At 40.4% G+C, this 20,965-nt stretch carries 21 protein-coding genes, 1 pseudogene and 1 other annotated feature; of the genes and pseudogenes, 21 read left to right on the top strand and 1 reads right to left on the bottom strand.

Going from position 1 to position 20,965, the window contains the following annotated elements; translation table 11 throughout:
* The first annotated feature begins 65 nt into the window (after window positions 1–65).
* The 14 genes from AC1TO9_RS20825 to argC all read left to right on the top strand — a co-directional run bounded on the left by AC1TO9_RS20825 (window position 66) and on the right by argC (window position 13,845).
* Window positions 66–1,376: an ABC transporter substrate-binding protein gene (locus AC1TO9_RS20825; protein ID WP_482060394.1), complete on the top strand. Its 1,311-nt coding sequence runs from the start codon at window positions 66–68 to the stop codon at window positions 1,374–1,376.
* Window positions 1,377–1,448: 72 nt separating this feature from the next.
* Entirely contained in the window at window positions 1,449–2,429 is a 981-nt protein-coding gene (locus tag AC1TO9_RS20820) for a carbohydrate ABC transporter permease (RefSeq protein WP_482060393.1), read from the top strand.
* Window positions 2,419–3,261, top strand: a complete 843-nt coding sequence (locus AC1TO9_RS20815; protein ID WP_482060392.1) for a carbohydrate ABC transporter permease — start codon at window positions 2,419–2,421, stop codon at window positions 3,259–3,261. Before AC1TO9_RS20820 ends, AC1TO9_RS20815 begins: the two co-directional genes overlap by 11 nt.
* A 24-nt stretch (window positions 3,262–3,285) precedes the next feature.
* A complete protein-coding gene (locus AC1TO9_RS20810) occupies window positions 3,286–4,641 on the top strand; it encodes an FAD-dependent oxidoreductase (protein WP_482060391.1) in 1,356 nt (451 codons plus the stop codon).
* A gap of 323 nt (window positions 4,642–4,964) precedes the next feature.
* Window positions 4,965–5,159, top strand: coding sequence for an alpha amylase N-terminal ig-like domain-containing protein (locus AC1TO9_RS20805; protein ID WP_482060390.1), 195 nt, complete (start codon window positions 4,965–4,967; stop codon window positions 5,157–5,159).
* A 479-nt stretch (window positions 5,160–5,638) separates the two neighbouring features.
* Window positions 5,639–6,037, top strand: a complete 399-nt coding sequence (locus AC1TO9_RS20800) for an RrF2 family transcriptional regulator (protein WP_482060389.1) — start codon at window positions 5,639–5,641, stop codon at window positions 6,035–6,037.
* Window positions 6,038–6,126: 89 nt separating this feature from the next.
* A complete protein-coding gene (locus tag AC1TO9_RS20795) occupies window positions 6,127–7,032 on the top strand; it encodes an NAD(P)/FAD-dependent oxidoreductase (protein WP_482060388.1) in 906 nt (301 codons plus the stop codon).
* 45 nt (window positions 7,033–7,077) lie between these two features.
* The gene (locus AC1TO9_RS20790) at window positions 7,078–7,296 is read left to right on the top strand and encodes a hypothetical protein (RefSeq protein WP_482060387.1); all 219 of its coding nucleotides are present in this window, start codon (window positions 7,078–7,080) and stop codon (window positions 7,294–7,296) included.
* Window positions 7,297–7,384: 88 nt separating this feature from the next.
* A complete protein-coding gene (locus AC1TO9_RS20785; protein WP_482060386.1) occupies window positions 7,385–8,185 on the top strand; it encodes a hypothetical protein in 801 nt (266 codons plus the stop codon).
* Between the two features lie 107 nt (window positions 8,186–8,292).
* Window positions 8,293–8,739, top strand: coding sequence for a DinB family protein (locus tag AC1TO9_RS20780; protein ID WP_482060385.1), 447 nt, complete (start codon window positions 8,293–8,295; stop codon window positions 8,737–8,739).
* Window positions 8,740–8,800: 61 nt separating this feature from the next.
* On the top strand, window positions 8,801–9,772 hold the full coding sequence (locus AC1TO9_RS20775) for a hypothetical protein (RefSeq protein ID WP_482060384.1): 972 nt from the start codon (window positions 8,801–8,803) through the stop codon (window positions 9,770–9,772).
* A 25-nt stretch (window positions 9,773–9,797) separates the two neighbouring features.
* A complete protein-coding gene (locus AC1TO9_RS20770) occupies window positions 9,798–10,619 on the top strand; it encodes an alpha/beta fold hydrolase (RefSeq protein ID WP_482060383.1) in 822 nt (273 codons plus the stop codon).
* Between the two features lie 219 nt (window positions 10,620–10,838).
* Window positions 10,839–11,100 (top strand) — a binding site (T-box leader).
* A 41-nt stretch (window positions 11,101–11,141) separates the two neighbouring features.
* The gene (gene metG / locus AC1TO9_RS20765) at window positions 11,142–12,782 is read left to right on the top strand and encodes a methionine--tRNA ligase (protein WP_482060382.1); all 1,641 of its coding nucleotides are present in this window, start codon (window positions 11,142–11,144) and stop codon (window positions 12,780–12,782) included.
* A 109-nt stretch (window positions 12,783–12,891) separates the two neighbouring features.
* Window positions 12,892–13,845 (top strand): N-acetyl-gamma-glutamyl-phosphate reductase, encoded by a 954-nt coding sequence (gene argC, locus AC1TO9_RS20760; protein WP_482060381.1) that lies wholly within the window; start codon window positions 12,892–12,894, stop codon window positions 13,843–13,845.
* Between the two features lie 118 nt (window positions 13,846–13,963).
* Here argC and AC1TO9_RS20755 read toward each other — a convergent pair whose 3' ends face one another.
* Entirely contained in the window at window positions 13,964–14,089 is a 126-nt protein-coding gene (locus AC1TO9_RS20755; RefSeq protein WP_482060380.1) for a hypothetical protein, read from the bottom strand.
* A gap of 338 nt (window positions 14,090–14,427) precedes the next feature.
* Between AC1TO9_RS20755 and AC1TO9_RS20750 the strand changes: the two are divergent.
* The 7 genes and pseudogenes from AC1TO9_RS20750 to AC1TO9_RS20720 form a co-directional block, all read left to right on the top strand.
* Window positions 14,428–15,180 (top strand): annotated as a pseudogene (locus tag AC1TO9_RS20750) (phosphotransferase); the annotation flags it as partial.
* Window positions 15,181–15,322: 142 nt separating this feature from the next.
* Window positions 15,323–15,769 carry a GNAT family N-acetyltransferase gene (locus AC1TO9_RS20745; protein WP_482060379.1) on the top strand — a complete coding sequence of 149 codons (447 nt, stop codon included), beginning with the start codon at window positions 15,323–15,325 and terminating at the stop codon, window positions 15,767–15,769.
* A 440-nt stretch (window positions 15,770–16,209) separates the two neighbouring features.
* Window positions 16,210–17,277, top strand: a complete 1,068-nt coding sequence (gene rsgA, locus AC1TO9_RS20740; protein ID WP_482060378.1) for a ribosome small subunit-dependent GTPase A — start codon at window positions 16,210–16,212, stop codon at window positions 17,275–17,277.
* Complete coding sequence (locus AC1TO9_RS20735) at window positions 17,274–18,296, top strand: aminoglycoside phosphotransferase family protein (RefSeq protein ID WP_482060377.1); 1,023 nt, start codon at window positions 17,274–17,276, stop codon at window positions 18,294–18,296. Before rsgA ends, AC1TO9_RS20735 begins: the two co-directional genes overlap by 4 nt.
* Before the next feature lie 213 nt (window positions 18,297–18,509).
* Window positions 18,510–18,746 carry a hypothetical protein gene (locus AC1TO9_RS20730; RefSeq protein ID WP_482057369.1) on the top strand — a complete coding sequence of 79 codons (237 nt, stop codon included), beginning with the start codon at window positions 18,510–18,512 and terminating at the stop codon, window positions 18,744–18,746.
* A 538-nt stretch (window positions 18,747–19,284) separates the two neighbouring features.
* On the top strand, window positions 19,285–20,100 hold the full coding sequence (locus tag AC1TO9_RS20725) for a GNAT family N-acetyltransferase (RefSeq protein ID WP_482060376.1): 816 nt from the start codon (window positions 19,285–19,287) through the stop codon (window positions 20,098–20,100).
* A 487-nt stretch (window positions 20,101–20,587) separates the two neighbouring features.
* The gene (locus AC1TO9_RS20720; RefSeq protein WP_482057365.1) at window positions 20,588–20,875 is read left to right on the top strand and encodes a hypothetical protein; all 288 of its coding nucleotides are present in this window, start codon (window positions 20,588–20,590) and stop codon (window positions 20,873–20,875) included.
* Window positions 20,876–20,965 lie beyond the last annotated feature (90 nt).

Raw genomic sequence — 20,965 nt, 5'->3', positions numbered from 1 at the left:
ATATAATGAGGTTATGAAAGCGCTTTAAATTGGCGAGTTCAAAAAAAACTAAAGGGGCACAAATAATGAAAAAGAGTGTATTACTCATGATGTCTTTCCTGTTCATTATTGTTCTTATGACGGGTTGTAGCAGTCAAAAAACAGAGAGCGCCACAGCTCCAAAAGAAGCTACTCCGAATTCAACAGAAGCAGTACAAAAGGATGTCACACTTAAGTTCAGTATATGGGGAAATGATACGCACAAACAGATGTATGAAGATATGATTGTAAAGTTTAATGAAAAGAACCCGAATATTCATGTGGATATTATGGTCATTCCATTTGCCGATTATCAGCAAAAGCTGACGATAATGCAAGCATCGAGAACGGCTCCAGATTTAGCATGGTTAGCCGAGCGTATGATTCCGCAATTCATGTCGACGGATGCCTTGCTGGATATTTCAGCTCTGAAATCAGACACAGCTTATAATTTCACTGATATTTATCCATCTTCACTTGAATTGTTAACGAAGGATGACGTCAAGTATGGCATTCCATTCTCAACACCTCCTTCTATGATCTATTACAACAAAACGTTATTCGAAGCAAAAGGTCTAGCAACACCGACAGAGCTTTATAAACAGGGCAAGTGGAATTATGAAGAATATCTGCAGACGGCAAAAGCACTTACGGATTCCTCTAAAGGTATTTATGGTACAAATTTAATCCGGAATGGCTGGGAGAATTGGCCGGATACTTTACAAACTGTGTTTAATGCTTACGGAGCGGAATTAATCAACAAAGAGGGTACTGATTTCACATTAAACTCGAGCCAAGGTGAGGAAGCTTTACAAATGTTCTCTGATATGGTTTTTGTAGATAACGTTCATCCGAAGCCGGGCGACCAAACGACATTTGACTCAGGAAAAATAGCGATGCAGAAGGAACTTTTTAGTTATATGGGGAAAGCAAAAGCGGTTAAGGATTTTGAATGGGATATTGCACCGTTACCTGCTGGACCTAATGGTCCTGGAACAACGCTAGGGTATGCCGCTGTTACCATTTCCAAAGATTCCGCACATCCTAACGAGGCAATAGAATTTCTGAAATATATTACAAATCCAGAGAACATGGCAATCACATCACAATACTTTGTACCTAGTCGTAAGGCTGTGCTTGAATCAGACAGTTTCTTAGATCAAGGTCCTTCTGCAGAGAGCATGAAATTGGCTGTCATTGATCAGATGCCAACAGCGACAACATTGCCGAGTTTTAAGGAGTGGGCAAAAATTGATTACAATATGAAAACAGTGCTTGATTATTTATATGCGCAATCTGCTACTGTGAAAGAGGTCTTGAAGAAAGCGGAAGACGCGGTTACTCCTTTGTTAAAGTAAGGAACTAAGCAGCTGAATATCCTCGTTGAGCTGGATAGTTTTACGAGGATATTTCATAAAAAGAGAACCAAGATGTCACAGAGAGGATATAATGCCGTGAAAATTGTACACGTAAAGCATGCTCAAGCGGAAGAAAAGCAGGTTCAGGTAAAGCTTGGAAAACGCATAAAAGGCCGCCTGCATAGTAAAGAAAGCTTGTTTGCATGGTTCTTTATTTCACCGATGGTTCTGGGTTATATTTTGTTTTTATTTGTCCCTATTGTGGGCGCCTTTTTTATGAGTTTCACGGATTATTCTTTGCTTCATACATCGACTTTTATAGGTTTAGATAATTACAAAAAGGCTTTTAGTGAGGATCCGCTTTTTTGGAAGTCTGTGGGGCAAACACTTTATTTCTCTGCAGGGCTGATTCCATTAAATCTTTGCCTTGCGTTAGGGCTGGCACTGCTGCTTAATCGAAAAATACCGGGAATAGGTTTGTTTCGAACGGCTATTTTTACACCTGTGGTTACTTCCATTGTGGTGTGGGCGATTGCTTGGAAATATATTTTTGCAACGGAAGCAGGTCTTATAAACGAATTATTAAAGGTTTTTCATATTCACGGACCCGCATGGCTGTATGATTTTCGATTGGCAATGCCTGTGGTAATCATTGTAAGTGTATTAAAGAATGTTGGATTGAATATGGTTATTTTTCTAGCTGCGCTGCAAGATGTACCGAAGATGTATTATGAAGCCGCGAAGATAGATGGGGCTTCTAAATCTAAAATATTCACCAGCGTAACGTTACCGATGATTTCACCTTCACTCTTCTTAGCACTGATCTTAACCCTTATAGGATCGCTTAAGGTATTCTCGCAGATTCAGGTGATGACTGATGGAGGTCCGGGTACGAGCACTTACGTGCTTGTCTATTATATCTACCAGCAAGCTTTTAAAATATATGATTTTGGGTATGCGTCTGCAATTGCCTTTATTTTGTTTTTTCTTGTGTTGGTATTGACTATCCTACAATGGAATCTGAGAAAAAGGTGGGTGCATCATGAAGAATAAACAGCGGGCTGTAGTGAGAAATCTACCTACGTATTTGGCGTTATCCATCGTTTCTTTACTTGTCATATTTCCATTTTACTGGATGGTAACTACAGCACTTAAGGAACAGGCAAAAATTTTCATGTTCCCACCGCAATGGTGGCCCGATCCCTTCGTATGGTCAAACTTCTCGGATGTGTTCGAAAGACAGCCGGAGTTTCCTCTTTATTTCTTTAATAGTGTATATATCGCAGTCCTTGTTACTGCGGGAACTTGTGTTTTTGCGGCTCTGGCTGGATATGCATTTGCTAAGCTTCACTTCGCTCTAAGACATATTGTATTTCTTGTGTTATTAACCGGAATGATGATCCCAACGGAGGTTACAGCGATTCCTATGTTTATATGGTTCACGAAGCTACATTTAACAGATACACATTTTCCGCTTATTGTGCCGCCGATGCTTGGCGCTGGTGGTATGTTTGGCGTATTCCTGCTTCGTCAATTTTTTATCACAGTACCCAATGAGTTGGATGAAGCGGCAAAAATAGATGGTTGCTCACCTTGGACGACATTCTGGCGCATCATGCTTCCGTTATCAGGGCCAACCTTGGCCACATTAGCCATTTTCACCTTTCTGCATAGCTGGGATAACTACTTTGATCCACTTATTTTTATTAGCTCCAATCATTTGTTTACACTCCCAGTGGGCCTTAAGCTATTCACGGATACAGCGGGGACCGAATGGCAATTACTTATGGCGGCTTCTGTGATGGCAACCGTTCCCTTGCTAATCGTTTTCTTTTTTGCTCAGAAAAAATTTATTGAAGGTGTAGCGTTAACTGGATTGAAATAGGATATAGGAAGGAATTGAAATTTAATGACAAACCAAATCGCATCAATTATAGAAGCCGACGTTGTTGTAGTTGGAGCAGGTCCAGCAGGTATACATGCGGCTTTAGCGGCAGGTCGTGGAGGCGCGAAAACAGTATTGGTCGAACGCTATGGCTTCGCTGGAGGGATGTCTACAGCAGCGTTAGTCTATCCGTGGATGACCTTCCATACGACGGAAGGGAAGCAGGTAATCAAGGGGACAGCCCAAGAAATGGTGGACCGATTAGCTGCTTTGAATGCCTCACCTGGACATGTACGGGATACATGCGGATTTGTGCATACCATTACTCCCTTCCATCCAGAGGTCTATAAAGTACTTGCAGTAGACATGCTTAAGGAAGCCGGAGTTCGCTTACTGTTTCATAGCTTTGTTGATGCAGTTTCGGTGAAGGATAATCATATCAACGGGGTGACATTGACTACCAAATCGGGGCGGATTGAGCTTAAAGGGCGCATCTTTATCGATACCTCGGGTGATGCTGATCTGGCTTACTTATCAGGGGCACCTTTTCTTCAAGGTCGAGAAGGCGATCATTTGACGCAGCCGATGACCATGAAGTTTCGCATGCGCGGAGTCGATTTAGCTAAGGTTAAAACATATATTATCGAGCATCCGGAAGAGTTTTATCGAAAAACGCCATTTGATGAGCTACCTGATTTATATTTGTCGGCTGTTCAAGGGTTCTATAAGCATTGGAAGGAAGCGGATCTGCCGATAAAACGAGACCAAGTTCTATTCTTCAGTGGGCCTGAAGCTGATGAGGTACTTGTGAATATGACACGTATCCAAGGCTTGGACGGAACCAATGTCGAAGATCTTACATTGGCAGAGGAACTTGGACGCAAACAGGTGCTGATGGTAGCTGATTTTATGACGAAATCTTTACCGGGCTTTGAAGCAGCGTCTATTTCACAGGTAGGCGCACAGATCGGGATTCGTGAAAGTCGAAGAATTGAAGGACAGTATAAACTTACGATGGAGGATGTTGTGGAAGGTAAAAAATTTGAGGATGTGATTGCTCGAAGCGGGTATCCCATTGATGTACATGCTCCATCGGGGAATAATGTTGACGTTTCATGGATCGAAGGAGATGGTGCCTATGATATTCCTTATCGTTGCTTACTTCCCCAAACAATCGATAATTTAATCGTGGGTGGCAGATGTATATCCACCTCACATGAGGCACTAGGTACCACGAGACTGTCTCCTAGCTGTATGGCGACGGGGCAGGCGGCAGGGACAGCCGCATCACTTGCAATAAAGCATAATATTACCCCGCAAAATGTATCCATTAACGAACTACAAAAGTTATTGCGTCAGAATGGTGCACTTTTAGATTAATTGAATAGATAGAATGTGAACCCTCCTTTGCCGTGACCGAATAGGAGGGTTCTGCAGCAAGCTCGGGGTTGATGGGTACAGGTTAGGGTAATCAAGTTAATGAGATAGCTTAGTTACTACGTGACTAGTTGGAAAGTGGGTTAGAAGATACCTGGAGAATGATGGCTGGATGTTTGTGCGTAGTGGAATCATATTAACGAAACAATGATACTGTGTTAGATTTATTGTAATTAATAGGAAATGTAACCTATGGCTTCAACCTCGTGTATACGTGGGGTTGGGCCCTTTTTGCATTGACCCGGGAGTAGGAGAATGATACGAATATGAATGTAGAAGCTATTTATCACCGTTCAGAATTCAATTGGTCCTATGCTTATGATGACCGCACTGTGCATATCCGGATTCGGACGAATTTATTTACAGCTATCCTTAATATGAGTATTACAGCAAGTTATGTCGTTGTGGCAGTCATTGTGCCAAGGATTCTCTTCAGAAAAATCCATATAATTTTCTCATAAGCACTATGGTTGCCTGTACTGATTAGACTTGTTTTCCCTTATAGTTTCACCTCTTCCACCTGCTGCATCAACAGCGAGCGTAAATCCTATGCAAATCGTAACGGACATTGCCAGTATAATATGGGTTGTTGGCATAGCCATAATGCTTATCTACAGCGTCAGGTCTTACGTGAAAGTCCTAAATCATGTAAGAACGGCAACTATTATGAAACAGGGGGTATACAATATGTACTACTCAAAGCAGAAGATATTTTCACTTTATAGCAAATGATTATATATTTATTGCTGTTTGGTATTGCTAACTTTTAAAGATTAAAAATAGGCTATTGGTGGCGGGCAATTGAACTAATGGGCGGGATAGCGCAATGACAACGCTGCTTGTTTATTGGGTCAATGAGCGCTTGTACAAGAATACATGCTTGCTTTTTAGAAATATTGGAGTTATTATAGATCCATGAAGTCGTTAATGGAGGTGCTAAATGAAATATTCCCAAGCGACAGACTATGCGCTTCATGCGATGCTCTTTCTTGTGACGGCATCGCCCGATAAGCCTGTTGGTGTTCAATTGCTTGCTGAAAAGCTAGGCGTTTCGAAGACCTATCTGTCCAAGATGATGACCAAACTTGTCAAGGCTGGATTGATTCAATCTGCGTCCGGTGCAAACGGGGGATACCGGCTCAGACGGAAGCAGGAAGATATCTCTTTTCTCGATATTATCCATGCGATCGAGGGAACCGCTTCCTTATTCGAATGTAGCCTGAATCATGGAAGCGAATGTGTGATCCAGCAGGTTGTTATCGACGCTGAGCGACAGATGGAGCAGTATCTGGAAAATAAGAAAATAGCAGATTTACCGAAATTATTAAAGACGGAGTGAAGATCCGTTCTTTTTTTGAAATCATTAGAGATATAACGAGTCTATTATATCTTTAATATTAATATTGAAAAGCGAAAGGGTGAATCAGGATGACTCACGATTGTGTTATTATCGGCGGAGGACCGGCAGGTCTAAATGCTGCTCTTGTGCTAGGCAGGGCAAGAAAAAAGGTAGTTGTAATTGACGAAGGACGTCCGCGTAATAGGGTTACTCGCGAGACCCACGGATTTCTTACTAGAGATCATATAAGTCCAAGCGAATTTAGACGAATTGCAAAGGAACAGATTAGTTCATATCCATCCGTTACCTTTGTGGAGGATGCTGTCATATCGATTACGGGAACCGATGGTGATTTTCAAATTACGACTTTACAGGGACAGAGCTATCGAAGCAAAAAGCTCCTCTTTACAGTAGGGATGAAGGACCTCCCGGTGGATATTAAGGGGTTGGCAGATGTATATGGTAAAAGCGCCTTTATCTGCCCGTATTGTGATGGCTGGGAACTAAGAGATCAGCCGCTTGTCTTAATTATCAAGGGAGCGGATGCACTGCACATGGCCAAAACGATATCTGGATGGACGAACCATATTACAATCTGTACCCATGGACCTGACGAATTGACGGATGGACAACGTGAAGAATTAAGTCAACATCATATTCCTGTATTTGACTCACCGATTGAGTCTGTTGAATCTAACGACGGTATGGTGCAGCAAGTTGTTCTGAAGGACGGTACAAGAATCACATGTACTGGGATATTTTTCAGACCGAAGCTTAATTCCGGATCAGACTTGCCGCAAGCAATAGGTTGCGAGACCACAGAAGCAGGAACTGTCATCGTCGATAATTTCGGCAAAACGAACGTTCCAGGTGTCTTTAGTGCCGGAGATGCAGCATCACAACTTCATCAAGCCATTATAGCAGCTTCTATGGGTTCATTGGCCGCTGTGGGCATTAACAATGAACTGAACGAAGAGGTTTGGAACAAATATTAGGCGAAAAAGTTGCATCCTTGATCGTGATCGGTGCGGGAAGGGGCAATGAACTCTCTGCGTGGGGACCATCAAATAAGCGCGTACGGAGACGTGAATGATTCCGAACTTCAAGACCGGTTAAATGTAAGGAAAAGCTTCTGGATAGATGCCGGACAAGAATTAGCGGAATTGTACGAGAGGGTAAGCGGCGACATTACGAAGCTTTTTCTCCTACTTGAAAAAAACGAGGGGCTGTTGGCAGGATGGATCTGCCATGCGGAATGATTTGCTTTAAAAGTTTAACTAACGGAACAATTACCCAATATTAGCGTAAATATAAAAGTGCTTAACAATTATGAGGGGACGAACGGATTTGAAAGGAAAAGGGAATGAAAGGTTAGCTGTTTTAGGACGTTCCTTTCCAATTTACTTATGTGCTTTCATTCTAATTTTAGGGGGCCTATCTGGATGGCTCTTAAGTAAAGATGGCATTCCAGAAGGCGTTAAGTACTCCCAAATAACCGCTGACAACGGGGTTGTTCTACATATGTTGCGTACGGAACCGAGTAGTATTTCGCTTTATAGCATAAAAGATAACGTAGTGCAATCGGGAACAAACGGAATCAATGGTGGATTCTTTTGGGAAAATCAGTTGTTGAGCATCGCGGTTATGGATGGCATGCCCGCAAACGGAAGCCCTAACAAATACGGGTCAGGCTGGTTTAACGTCAAATACGCCCGAGGAACCATCGTATATGATCGGATCACAGGGATGATCGACGTACAACTAGCAGCAAGCGTCGACGATCTACAGATGACAGATGCGACAAAGTTCTGGGCACAGGGCGGAGTCAGTATGAATTTAAAGGACGAAAGCGGGTGGTATAACGCAGCGGTCAAAGAAGAAGGGCTACCGTTTCCCGACGATGAGCGGCTTCGCAGTGCAATGGCCTACGATGTCTTTGGAGAAATCTACCTAGTCGTCACTTCTACCAAATGTACAGCGGAGCAATTTCGTACTGCTATTAAGAGAAATGTTGCCGTAGGAAATTTGGATGAGGCCATATTTCTAGATGGGGACGGTTCCTCACAACTACTTGCCGGTAAGGTCAAACTGAAGGGTGACGACCGAAAGGTGTTGCAGATGATCGCGGTAAACAGGGAGATGCGCTAGAAATGCTTAAACCAACGGAAAATGATATTTGAGTAAAAGAAGGGGAAGAACTCCTTTTTATAGAATGGATACAAAACAAGTGATAGATCATGTAGGAGGCGGAACCATTGAAAACAATCCAAAAGATGTATGAACATCTAAATTGGGCTAATCAACGCATACTAGAAACCTTGCAAAATAATGAAGTTGAGGACCAACAGGTACGTTTATTTTCCCATATTTTATATGCAGAACAAATATGGATTACTAGAATTAATGGAAAGGACAGTTCACAAATGCCCATCTGGTCGGATGGTGATCTAGAAGTCTGTGCAAAGCTTATCCAACAAAATGAAGATAACTTCAAAACACTTCTCGCTGAAGTGAAAAAAGCTGACCTAGATAACTTAATATCATACACAAACAGTAAAGGTCAAGAGTTTAAGGCTTCCACCCGAGATATTCTAACACATGTAGCACTTCATGGTCAGTATCATCGAGGGCAGATTAACTCACGAATTCGAGCAAATGGTTTTGAACCAGTGAACATTGATTATATAACTTTTGTGAGATAGATGTATAAATTTTTTGAAACATTTTCCTTATTTTCTTCGTCTGAACTTTGAGGTGATTTAAATGAGAAGACTGTTTTTATTGGGAGTAATCATAGTCATTATTTCCCTAACAGGTTGTACTTCGCTTCAGGATAACAACAATGGATTAGAATTGAATACTAAAGAAGATTTCATCGCCCCGCCTCCCATGGAAAAGGGACATTCGGAAGAGGTAATAGTCGAGGAAGTTCCGAGCGAACTAAAAGGCTCCATTGAAGATGAAGCATTAAAAGTGAGTATACTTGCAGAAATTGATGCAGATACAACAAATTATAAGACCAATATTGTATTTACTAATAAAACAGGCAAGTCTTTAGATCTGATTTTTGATTGTGGGCTTCTTATTTCTAATGGTAAATTGGCATCGAGTACGGGTGTATGTGTAGCAGTTGAATCAATGCTATTAAAGAAAAATGGTATAGAAAAACAAACTAAGATATTACCCAAAGATTTTTTCGACATGGAAAGTAAATTGATTACTGTAAGATACCGACAAGATCAAATAACAAAGAATTTAGAAATACAACTAGAAGGTGCGGAAGTAGAAAATGTAGTAACTAGAAGTGTCGAAGCTTCAGATTTTGTTCTTGAAGTGACAACACCTACTGTGATCAGAAATGGCGGGATACTAAAAGTAAAAGGAATTTTAAAGTATATTGGTGATGAAACAGTTACATTTTCTCATGGAGGACCCATCATTCGTTTTTCCTTTACAGGTAGTAATGAAAGCCGAGCTTATGTTGACTTGGGTTATGGAACTGTATTAAAACCAGGTCAAACGTTCAAGGTTGAGGATAAATTTAAAGTAACTAAATTAGGGAAGCAAAAACTTACAGTTAGAACTACCACACTGGATGTTAACGGTGCATTTATAGAAGGTGTTGGGAACGAAGCGTATCTAGAAGCGAATATGGTGGGACATATTCTTGAACTTGAAAACAGTAGGCTCTCTATACAGCCGATTGAAATCCAAGTTAATGGGGGGATATTATGAAAACACACAAAGGAGATATAGAGATATGCAGTGTACAGTTAGGGATGTAAACATTTATTATGAAGTTTATGGTGAAGGTATGCCGATTGTAATGATTCATGGATGGGGCCCGGATCACAGACTGATGAAAGGGTGCATGGAACCGGTCTTCCAAATGATGAATACACCGTGGAAACGTATTTATTTTGATTTACCTGGAATGGGGAAGACCAAAGGAGAACAATGGATTACTGGTTCTGATCAAATGCTTGATTTGGTTCTTGGCTTTATTGATGCTATCATACCGAATCAGAAATTTGTTATAGCAGGAGAATCCTATGGGGGCTACTTAGCTAGAGGAATAATTAATAAACGTCCTTCGATTGTGGATGGACTTCTGTTAATCTGTCCTCTCGCAGAACAAGAAACACAAAAAGATAATGGAGCATATTTTCAGGTGTTTGATAAAGATGAAATTCTTTTGAACAGTCTAACTCTAGAGGATAGAAATTATTTCGTAAGTGAGGGGATAAATGCAGTACAAAACAAACGGGTATGGGAGAGGTTTAATGAAGAAATCCTTCCAGGTCTAAAAATTGCCGACCAATCATTCTTGGAAAACTATCTAGGGCAGCATGTTGCTTTTAGTTTTAACGTGGATGCCCTTGAAAAGCCGTACATGAAACCTACACTTATGTTGACTGGAAGGCAAGATTCAATTGTTGGGTACCAAGCATTATGGAATATTATTGAAATGTATCCTAGGTCATCCTTTGTTTTATTTGATAGAGCTGGTCATAATCTGCAAATTGAACAGGATACACTGTTTACAGAGACCGTAAAAGAATGGTTAAATAGGGTCCTCTAGAAATGGACTGACAGGTTGTGTACTGGTTGAAGGTAGCTCAGGCAAGTCAATGACTTCGGCTAACAACACATTTCGACTGCGAGTATTCGCCCTTGATCGCTTAGAGGGATCTTCAAGGAGATTAATCAGGCGATTCTGGGTAATGATTTCTTCTTCATTAAATAGTCTTGACTTAGGAAATTATTCCCAGTATAATCTCCAATAACTTGAATATTCAGAATAAAAGCTAAGACGAGAAAGAGTACCATGGTGATGTCTTTATACAGAGAGCCCCGGTTGCTGAAAAGGGGTAAAGAATAATCTTGGGAATATGGTCTCTGAGCTGCGCATCGAACCCTCATATGGTTGTAGGTTGCGTCGGAACCCGCACCCGTTACTGTGCTAGGGTATAAACGCAAATGCGTCGTACCTGAAAAGGTTAATGCCGTAAGGCATTAATAAAATTGGGTGGTAACACGTGAGCACAGCTCTCGTCCCTTCGGGATGAGGGCTTTTTTGTTTGTCAAAAAAGGAGGAGTTTTCATGGCAAATATTTTTATTGGCGGAGCTTGGCCTTATGCGAATGGTTCATTGCATTTGGGACGTTTAGCAAGTTTATTACCAGGAGATGTGCTAGCTCGTTATTTTCGTTCAAAGGGAGACCATGTATTGTATGTATCAGGAAGTGATTGCCACGGTACACCTGTCGCCGTTCAGGCTATTCAAGAGGGGGTTACTCCAGGGGATATTGCAGATCGATTTCATCAGGAATTTGCCGAGTGCTTTAAGCAACTAGGGTTTACTTATGATTTGTATACACGTACTGACCAAGAATTTCATCATCATGTCGTTAAAGAATTGTTTTTGAGTTTATTGGAAAATGGATATTTGTACAAGAAAGAAATACAGCAGACCTATTGTGAAACAGATCAACGATTTTTACCGGACCGATACGTTGAGGGTATTTGTCCTGTTTGTGGGAACCGCGCCCGAGGTGATCAATGTGACTATTGTTCAACATTGTTAGATCCTGCAGACCTATCTGACAAGACTTGCAAGATTTGTGGGAATCCCCCGATTGAGCGTCCAACAGAGCATTATTACCTTGCGCTCTCACGATTCCAAACTGAATTAACCGAGTATGCAACAAAAGCTCAAGGATGGAAGGGAAATGCTGTGCAGTTAACTGGACGATACTTAAAAGAAGGACTTCAAGATCGTGCAGTAACTAGAGACTTAACTTGGGGTGTAGATGTTCCAGTTGAAGGGTTCGAAGATAAAAAAATCTACGTTTGGATCGAAGCTGTCAGTGGCTACTTATCAGCAAGCAAGCAGTGGGCTGCAGAGACAGGTGGTCGCTGGGAATCCTTTTGGCTGGAGGGACAGGAGGAAATAACTGCTTATTATGTACATGGTAAAGATAATATCCCTTTCCATACAGTAATTTGGCCAGCACTACTCTTAGGTGTAAGGGATCTCCATTTACCTGATCGAATAATATCATGTGAATATATGACCTTAGAGGGGAAGAAGTTTTCGACAAGTAATCATTGGGCTGTATGGGTACCGGACATTATGAGTCGCTATCAACCAGATTCCATTCGTTATTTTTTAATAGCAAACGGTCCTGAGAACCGGGATACTGATTTCTCATGGAGGGAGTTCATCCATAGCCACAATGGGGAATTGCTTGGCGCATTTGGAAATTTTGTTAATCGTACGTTGGCTTTTATCGACAAGTCTTTTGAAGGATGCGTTCCAGAAGGTAATTTTAGTGAAGAATGGAAGAGAACAATTGAGGATTTATATGTTGAGTCTGGAGCCTTGATTGAAAAAGGTCATCTAAAGGAAGCCATTGAGCTGATTTTTACTTATGTTCGCCGAGCAAATAAATACTTTGATGAACAAAAGCCGTGGGTACAGATGAAGGAAAACCGAGAAGAGTGTGGATATACACTAAATACATGTGTGCAAATTATAGCGAATCTGTCCAATTTACTTGACCCGTTTATTCCGTTCTCTTGTGAAGAAATAAGAAAGTTTCTAACACTGGAACAACCTGTTTGGATGTGGATTTCAGTTCCAGATAACCGAAAAATCCAAAACCTAAAGTTATTGTTCGAGCGTATTGATCTTAGTCGAATTGAAGAAGAAACAAGTTTGTTGGAAAAACAAAAATTGTAGCCCACTCGAGGAAGACTGGCCATCCTTGGGGTGGCCATAGGAAATAACCAATTGCATATAAAAACGTAATAATGTATAATTATACATTATGTGTACGGAGGTATATGCTATGAAAGTATTTGTAGATGGCCAGTACGGGACGACGGGATTAAAAATACATGAAAGACTTAACCAACGAATCGATGTGGAACTTCTATCGATTTCTGAGGAGTATAAGAAGGATCCGGAGATCCGAATAAAGTTAATGAATGAAGCAGATATTGTATTCTTGTGTCTACCAGACCAGAGTGCTCTAGAGGCCATAACACTCATCATAAATCCTAATACCCGGGTTATTGATAGCAGTACGGCTTTTCGTACCAATGATGCGTGGACCTATGGGTTGCCAGAACTATCGGCTTTACAAAGGGGCGAGATAGCTAACGCTGCTCGTGTGTCAGTCCCAGGTTGCCATGCTACTGCATTTGTGCTTGGAATTAACCCACTTGTCCAAAGGGGAATCCTTCCACGTGATTATCCGGTTTGTTGCCACTCATTAACGGGTTATAGTGGTGGGGGAAAGGCATTAATTGCACAGCATGAAACAGGCAGTTTTAGTGATGTAAACGACATCATAAGGAACCCACAGCACTATAGTTTAAACATGGATCATAAGCATTTACCTGAAATGATGAAATTTACGGATCTTGAGTTTCAGCCTGTGTTCCTTCCGACTGTTTGCGATTTTTACAATGGCATGGTTGTGACAGTTCCTTTGGTTACTCGTCTACTTATTAATCAACCTAGCCTTCAGGAAATTCATGCTATCCTCACAGATTATTATCATGGAGAAACGTTCGTAAGAGTCATCCCACTTGATGATACTAAGAGAATTTCCGAATTTGCTCTTGATCCGACAGTATGCAACGGAACCAATTATTCTGAGATTTTTGTTCTAGGGAATGACGATCAAGTGGTTGTCGCATGCAGACTAGACAACCTCGGGAAGGGTTCATCGGGAGCAGCAATTCAATGTATGAACATAATGTTGGGACTTGATGAGGGAATGGGGCTTATTTCGTAAAACTTACCGTTACAGACAACACGTCTATTTTTGGTAGAAAAAAACCTTCCAAAAGGAAGGTTTAAATTAGTGTTTTCAAATAATTATGAATAAACCTGCATGTCCGATTCATTTCAACCTAATCTTCTTTAGAAATTTCACTATATTTTTTAAAGTTTTCTAGAATCGCCTGAAAGCCTGCTTTTTGCATTTCAATGGGATTGGTGGTTTCTGCTTCAAAAGTTACATTATTACCTGTCTCCATTGTGATGACCCGCCTCATTATATAAAATTTAGATCCATTGATAATTATATCGTTAAACTCATGTGACATGATAGTGCCGAGTCCACGGACATCAGGCTGCCAGCATTATCGACAGTATTCTCATTACCTTGCCCTAAGAGGTTAGATTATATTAAAGAATGATACGTTAATCCACTAAACTAACAGACAGAATAGTCAATTATAATTGTTTTGTACCTGTGAGGAAAACATCCATGGTGTTAAGATACTTTTACACCTAATTTAAGGAGCTGTTGTAGTGCCGGAGAAAGGCAGACTTATATCACAAGTGTTATTAACTGTAGAGAAGAAAAGAAGATGCAGAGTACGCATACAATTTACTTGATAGAGAGTTACAGGTGTCGCGTCACCTTCAATCAAAGGGTATCCCTGTATTGTTACCTACCGACCTTACTGATGCAGGACCGTATGATGTTACGGGTACATGGATGACGTTAGGGGAGTATGTTCCACCCACACAGTTGCAACCTCCTTCACCTAGTGAAGTCGTCGAACTTCTAAATGGACTTTCAATCGCAATGAAAGACTTCAATGACGAGCTTCCTGTGCTTGGTGTTTGTGAACGGACATGTCAATCGGCTGATAGATTGAGGAAATACTCCGATCAACGAATACAAGCACTGCTAAATGTGTTTTCAAGGGTAGATGAGCATATGCGACTCGAATCAAGTGTGTTAATACCGTGTCATGGAGATGCCCATGCGAGAAACTTATTACCAAGTCCTGAAGGTTGGATTTGGACTGACTTTGAGGATGTATCAATGATGCCCGCATACTGGGACTTGGCTTCTTTTATTGGTAATCTTGCATTGTTTGGCGGAATTGAGGAGCCAACCTTTAAATACATATTAGGCCATATCGACAATGGTACCGATCTGAAAGCTTTTGGATTTGCTATTACTGGACGTATAATAATGTCTGTATTAGGTAACTTAGACTTCGCCCTTGCAGGTCACGGAGATTTGGATTTTGCAACTAGACAGCTAGAACTTGCAGAAGATTTTTTGCGTCAGATAGACCTAATAATAGGAGAGAGAATATTTGTTGATTGAGTTTTTTATCATTAGAGTATTAATTTTCGAGAGGAGTGATGTGGTATGAAGAATATCCATGTTGCAATGGTTGTAAGGAAGGTTACGAAATAATCGTAGGGGATGAAATCCTCTGCGAAGTAAAATTTGGGAGGAATTTCGTATGGTAATTGCATTAAAGCCAGTGTCTATTGAAAATTGGTATGAATGTACCAAGCTTAAAGTTAAGCCAGAACAGCTAAATGTCTTTCCTGCACCAGTTGTTTATTGGATTGCAGAATCTAAATATGTTGATGAGTTTGAATTGCGTGCTATTTACTCGGAAGAGGTTTTAGTCGGATTTATCGTATTTTGTACGAAACCAGACAAGGATGATAACTATTGGATTCCTGCTATAATGATTGATGAAACTCATCAAGGTAAAGGTTGCGGTAAGGTAGCATTAGAGATGTTGATTGAGTTTATGAGTATTCCAGAATGCAAAAGAATAATGATTGGACATCGACCAGATAATCAAATTGCGGGAAAGTTATATGAATCTTTAGGATTTATAAAAGTTAGTGAAGACGTAATAGACGGTGAAATAATACGTCTTTTTAAAATCGATTAGCAATATACATTGACTGTCGGCACTCGTCGGCAGTCTTTATTGTGAAGGAATATCCCTCTATATCGGGGATGATATTACTCTAAAATACACATTTTATTTATGTTATATACGACAGTTGGGGGATTGAGTTGGAGAGGTAGCTGACCGATAAGATTTGATTATAATCAAATTTTCCTTAGATTTCTCACAAAGGTTTATGTCACAATATAGAAGTGAATTTGTATTTCTATTTTTTCCCTCGAAAGGAGATGTTTGTAATGATTACTTTTATGGTATTGTTGGTTTTGCCTTAACCGAATATCGGGCATAGTAAATTCCAATCTTTGATTATAAGCTGACTTTCGGCTTTTCGCCGCGAAACAGCAGCTTCTTAGGAGGCTGCTGTTTCGCGGTATTTTTATGCCCAACAATAACTTTAATTTTAGGAGTGGATCGGTTCAATGATTGATTTGAAACAATACGGTTATATCGAAGCAGAAACGCCGCCGATAGGTTTAATACCCGGAAGGGTTACGGAACTTCAGCGAGAGCAATATACCGTCATCACCGAACAAGGAGAAGTGACGGCTGTATTGAAGGGCGCGTTCTACCACTCTGCGGGGACTCGGGAGGATTTTCCGTGCGTTGGTGATTTTGTATTTCTACAATATAACGAAAACGGCGCTTCGCGCATTGCCAAATTGCTGCCCCGCCGCTCGAAATTTTCCCGCGCTGACTATTCAGGACACGCAGCAGGGTTTGTCAAAACTATACTGGAGCAAGTCGTAGCAACGAATTTTGATTACGTATTTATCGTGTCGTCCCTAAACTGGGATTTCAAGGTCAGCCGCATCATGCGCTACCTGACACAGACGCGGCAGAGCGGCGGCCAGCCTGTCGTAATTTTAACAAAAGCTGACTTAGTCCCGGATTTCAGCGCACCGTTAGCTGAGGTTCAGAAAACCGATCCTAATGTGCCGGTACACGCAGTTTCCAGTCACACCGGGAGTGGTTTAGACAGGTTGAGTGAATATCTGCAACCAGGAAAAACCGTGGTATTCCTCGGCATGTCCGGCGTGGGGAAATCCTCGCTGCTAAACGCCTTGATGAATCAGGAAGTGATGACTGTTCAGGCTATCCGCGAGGCCGACAGCCGGGGTCGGCACACAACAACGCATCGCCAGCTTTTCATGCTCGCATCCGGCGCGATGGTTATTGATACTCCGGGTATGCGTGAACTTGGGCTGTTTGATGCGGACGAAGGAATCAGGGCGGGATTTCACGACGTGGAGGAATTATTCACACAGTGTCGCTACAATGACTGCCGCCATCAGACCGAGCCGGGCTGCGCAGTTCTTGCCGCCCTTGCCGATGGATCATTGGCGTCAGAGCATTGGGAGCGTTACCTTGTACAGAAGCGAGAAAACAAGTTTGTGAATGATAAATCGGGGTATCTCATCGATAAACGGGCATTGCATAAGTCGATTGCCATGCGACATAAGGGTAAAAAAGGAGGAAACAAGATATGAATAACCATGATGAAAGATTTTTGAAGCCCGAAATACTGGCGCTTGTTTTGAGTAAAATGCTCGACAAGACGATAATCCGCGCAGATTATCAACTCAAAGAATTGCAAGGCGGGACAGTAGGAGATGTTCTGCTTGTAACAGGTATGGCTGAAACTTCCGATGGTGAAAATCTGCCGTATAAAATAGTTTGGAAAACACAGAAAAAATTTGAGCGTTATGGTGATCCGGAATCATGGCGAAGGGAATATGACCTCTATTCATCGGATTTTAAAGAGGTTTTCACCGATTCCTTCCGTTCTCCGGAGTGTTATCACGCCGAAATAAATGGCGATGAGATTCAACTATGGATGGAATATATTGATGGTGTCTCAGGCTTAAATCTGACCTCGGAAATGTATGAACGTATAGCCGAAGAATTAGGGAAATTTCAAGGCAAGTTGTACACTGAACGACCAAACGTATTGCAGAATCTGCCCAATTTAAGCAAGGTTGAGTTTATGAAAAACTACTATCTTCGGTATCGATCATGGAATGTTTTGTATGATTACATACGCTCCGATGACTGCGAAATTCCGAAGCATCTGTGTAAAATGCTCATAGACATAGATAACAATGCGGACGAAATATTCAGTCGCATTGAAAAGCTACCCATAGTGCTTTGCCACAGAGATTTTTGGGTGGCAAACATATTCTATTCAGACAGTGAAATCGTTGTTATCGATTGGGATACCACCGGATGGGGGTACATGGGCGAGGATATCGCGAGTTTATTAGCGGATGAAAATGAAGTGGACGTCTGTCATATGATTGAATACTACCAAAAATGCATTCCGGCGTATTACAGGGGTTTTTCGGAATATGCGGATGTGTCCCATTTTTCCGATCATTGTATCTATGAACTAATCCTTACTATGTTCGGATACAGGCTTGTGGAGTGGTATAAATTCGCTGAGTCGCCCGAAGATAAATCAATGCACCTTAATACCTTGCAAAAAATCCATGAGATGATAAATATGTAGATGAATATAACTATTGAGCCGTTAGATGTGAACAGAGATTATCTGATATACTTAAGGCTGATGAAGATACAATGTTGACGTTGACCATACGACACATGTGGAGTGCGTTATAAGGATATATTGGGGGATTGAATAATGAGAAAATCAAATCCACATATATTGTGTTGCAGGATTTTCTCTATAATTTCACTAGCATTAATAGGAGGAACACAAATGTCTAGAACGTATTCACGCACGTATATTGAGAATGTAAAGCTTGAAATGATGAATAGGCTGGGATTGAAGCAGGTGTTTTATAAGGAACAACTAGGTGACGGCTTAATTTTTGAAGCGGTGGGATTTGATAGAGGAACACAACATCGATTCTGTGTTAGACCGAAAACGGGAACGATTGATGAATTTATTTCAGGAAAATGGATGAAAGTACGTAATTTTATAATAAAAGGTTGAGTCTGAGAAAATGAAGTGTACTGGAATAATGGAGGTGTAATTCATAAGAATTATGCCTTTTTTCCATGTTGAAATAAGTTATTGTAGGGGAAATGAACTTTTTACCATGATCATTACTCTTATAGGGGAGAGAGGTGAAGGAATGAATGTAGCAAGATTGGTGAGAAGGATGCCTTCTATAAGCTTGCTCTTACATATATGGGGAATTAGGCCATGCGTTGACTGGTGATTCTTATCGTGATGTGGACCAACAAATGGATATCCAAGCCTTGTTATTTGATAGCACTGTGGAGCCTGAGTATCTTTTAATAGAAGGTATGCATTATATGAAAGCATATTAATGAAAGGATTGAGATAGCTGTTGATTAGTAGAGTTCGGTATGCAAGTATTCAAGGCAAGGTACATTGTAATCTTAAGGGGATGTTTGATTTGCAAAATAAAAGTAAAATCCGACTTGAATGTAGAATTAAGATATATCATATTACGAGCAGATCAAGATAAGTTAATATAACGTCTAAATATGAGGGGGGATTATCAATGATTGAGTTAAGAAATGATGAATATTATATCGTACTTCCACTAATGAGAACTGTTCATTACAAGGCGGTATATGCTTATGCTGTAATTGAGAATATTCAGTCTGGAAGGATATTTGTTAACCACAAAATAGAACCTACATGCTGTTTGATTGCAAGCCGTAGTGGAAAGTATATTGTCGTTGGAGATACTAATGACAATATTTTCAATAAGGATATTACAATATTTTTAAGTGATAAAAATAACCATTCCACTTATTATGATCTATTTACCTCTTCTGATGAGTGGATTGAGTTGCTTGAGCTTCTTTTAGGTGGTCTGACCGTTACTTTATCTCATTCTTCTTTTATATTTAATGAATCAAAGTTTAAGGGTTCTAATAGCCTTGTAGGTAATGTTCCAAACGAGTTCATAGTTCAACCTTTGGGAAGCAGTTTATTTGAAATAAATCAACATCCACATTGGGGATCGAAAGAGGAGTTCCTGTTGAATGGGTTTGGTTATTGTGTGCTTGTAGACAATCAAATTGTTAGTTTATGTATTTCTGGTTTTGTTGGAAATAGCAGAGCTGAGATTGCCATATTTACTAACGATGGATATAGAAATATTGGATTAGCAAAATTAACGTGCAACGCATTTATTAATCATTGTCTAGAACATAATATAGTACCAAATTGGGGATGTGATACAGGTAATAAAGCATCCATACAGTTAGCTACAAAACTTGGATTTGAAAAAATTAAGGAGAATAAAATGTTGTGGTGGCATGAAGATAAAAGTGTAATTACCAATTATTTGAATGATTTTGGTTATTAAAATCAGTAATGCTAACGAGAACGATAGCACCATGACAACAGGCTGGCGAGATCATCGGCAGCCTGTTCAGCTCCCATGAAAATTAAATTAGCTCAAACCCTGAAAAAGAGCATAATAAAGTAGACCCAGAATAACACTTTTAAAAAAAGGCTGAGCCTCTTGAGTAATCATATAGAGATTGTTAGATATTTTAAGCATAAAGAACATCATATACAACAAACAAAAAGGCAAGGCTGGTGCAATAACCAGAGTAGGATTAATCTCCCATGAGTGCTACCCATATAGGGTGCGACATTCTGTGATGCACCGTGGTGGTCGGAGTCAGACTAACGGGCAGGATTGTTCAGTCAACTCGCGGATAGCTTTAGATGCTGTAATTCTGATAATCAATAATTAAACGAGGCTTCGAAATTTTGAAATTTACGTATAAATGGTTCTATGACTAAATGGATTTCAGAATCACCCATTATTCGATAAAGAACATTATGTGTTGTTAGATCAAAAAATCAAAAGCGATCCGAAAAACGAGGGTTTGCATAAGCTTCTCTTTAAGCTTTTGGGTGAAACAATTCTCAAAATGGGAAATGATGCAATTACAAATGGATTAGTAGATGAGTATATAAGCAGAAGCGCATCCATTCAGGGGTCATTTTATAGAGGTAAAAAGGATACTGATAAAATGGCAAGGTACCAATTAGAGTATGATCGAGCATTTTTACATTTTATTAAGGGCGAACTTGTCGCTGGCGTTAAGCTAACGGGCAGGATATTTTAATAGTTTCTCGAATATTTTATCAGTTGGATAATTTAATAAACTTTATGAATATAATGTTGTCTGAATGATACGCAAATCTTATATGTGAGG

The sequence above is a fragment of the Paenibacillus sp. Y916 genome (genome assembly GCF_056786435.1).
Note: the sequence above shows the minus strand (reverse complement) of the source record. Positions and strands in the feature narration are given on the sequence as shown.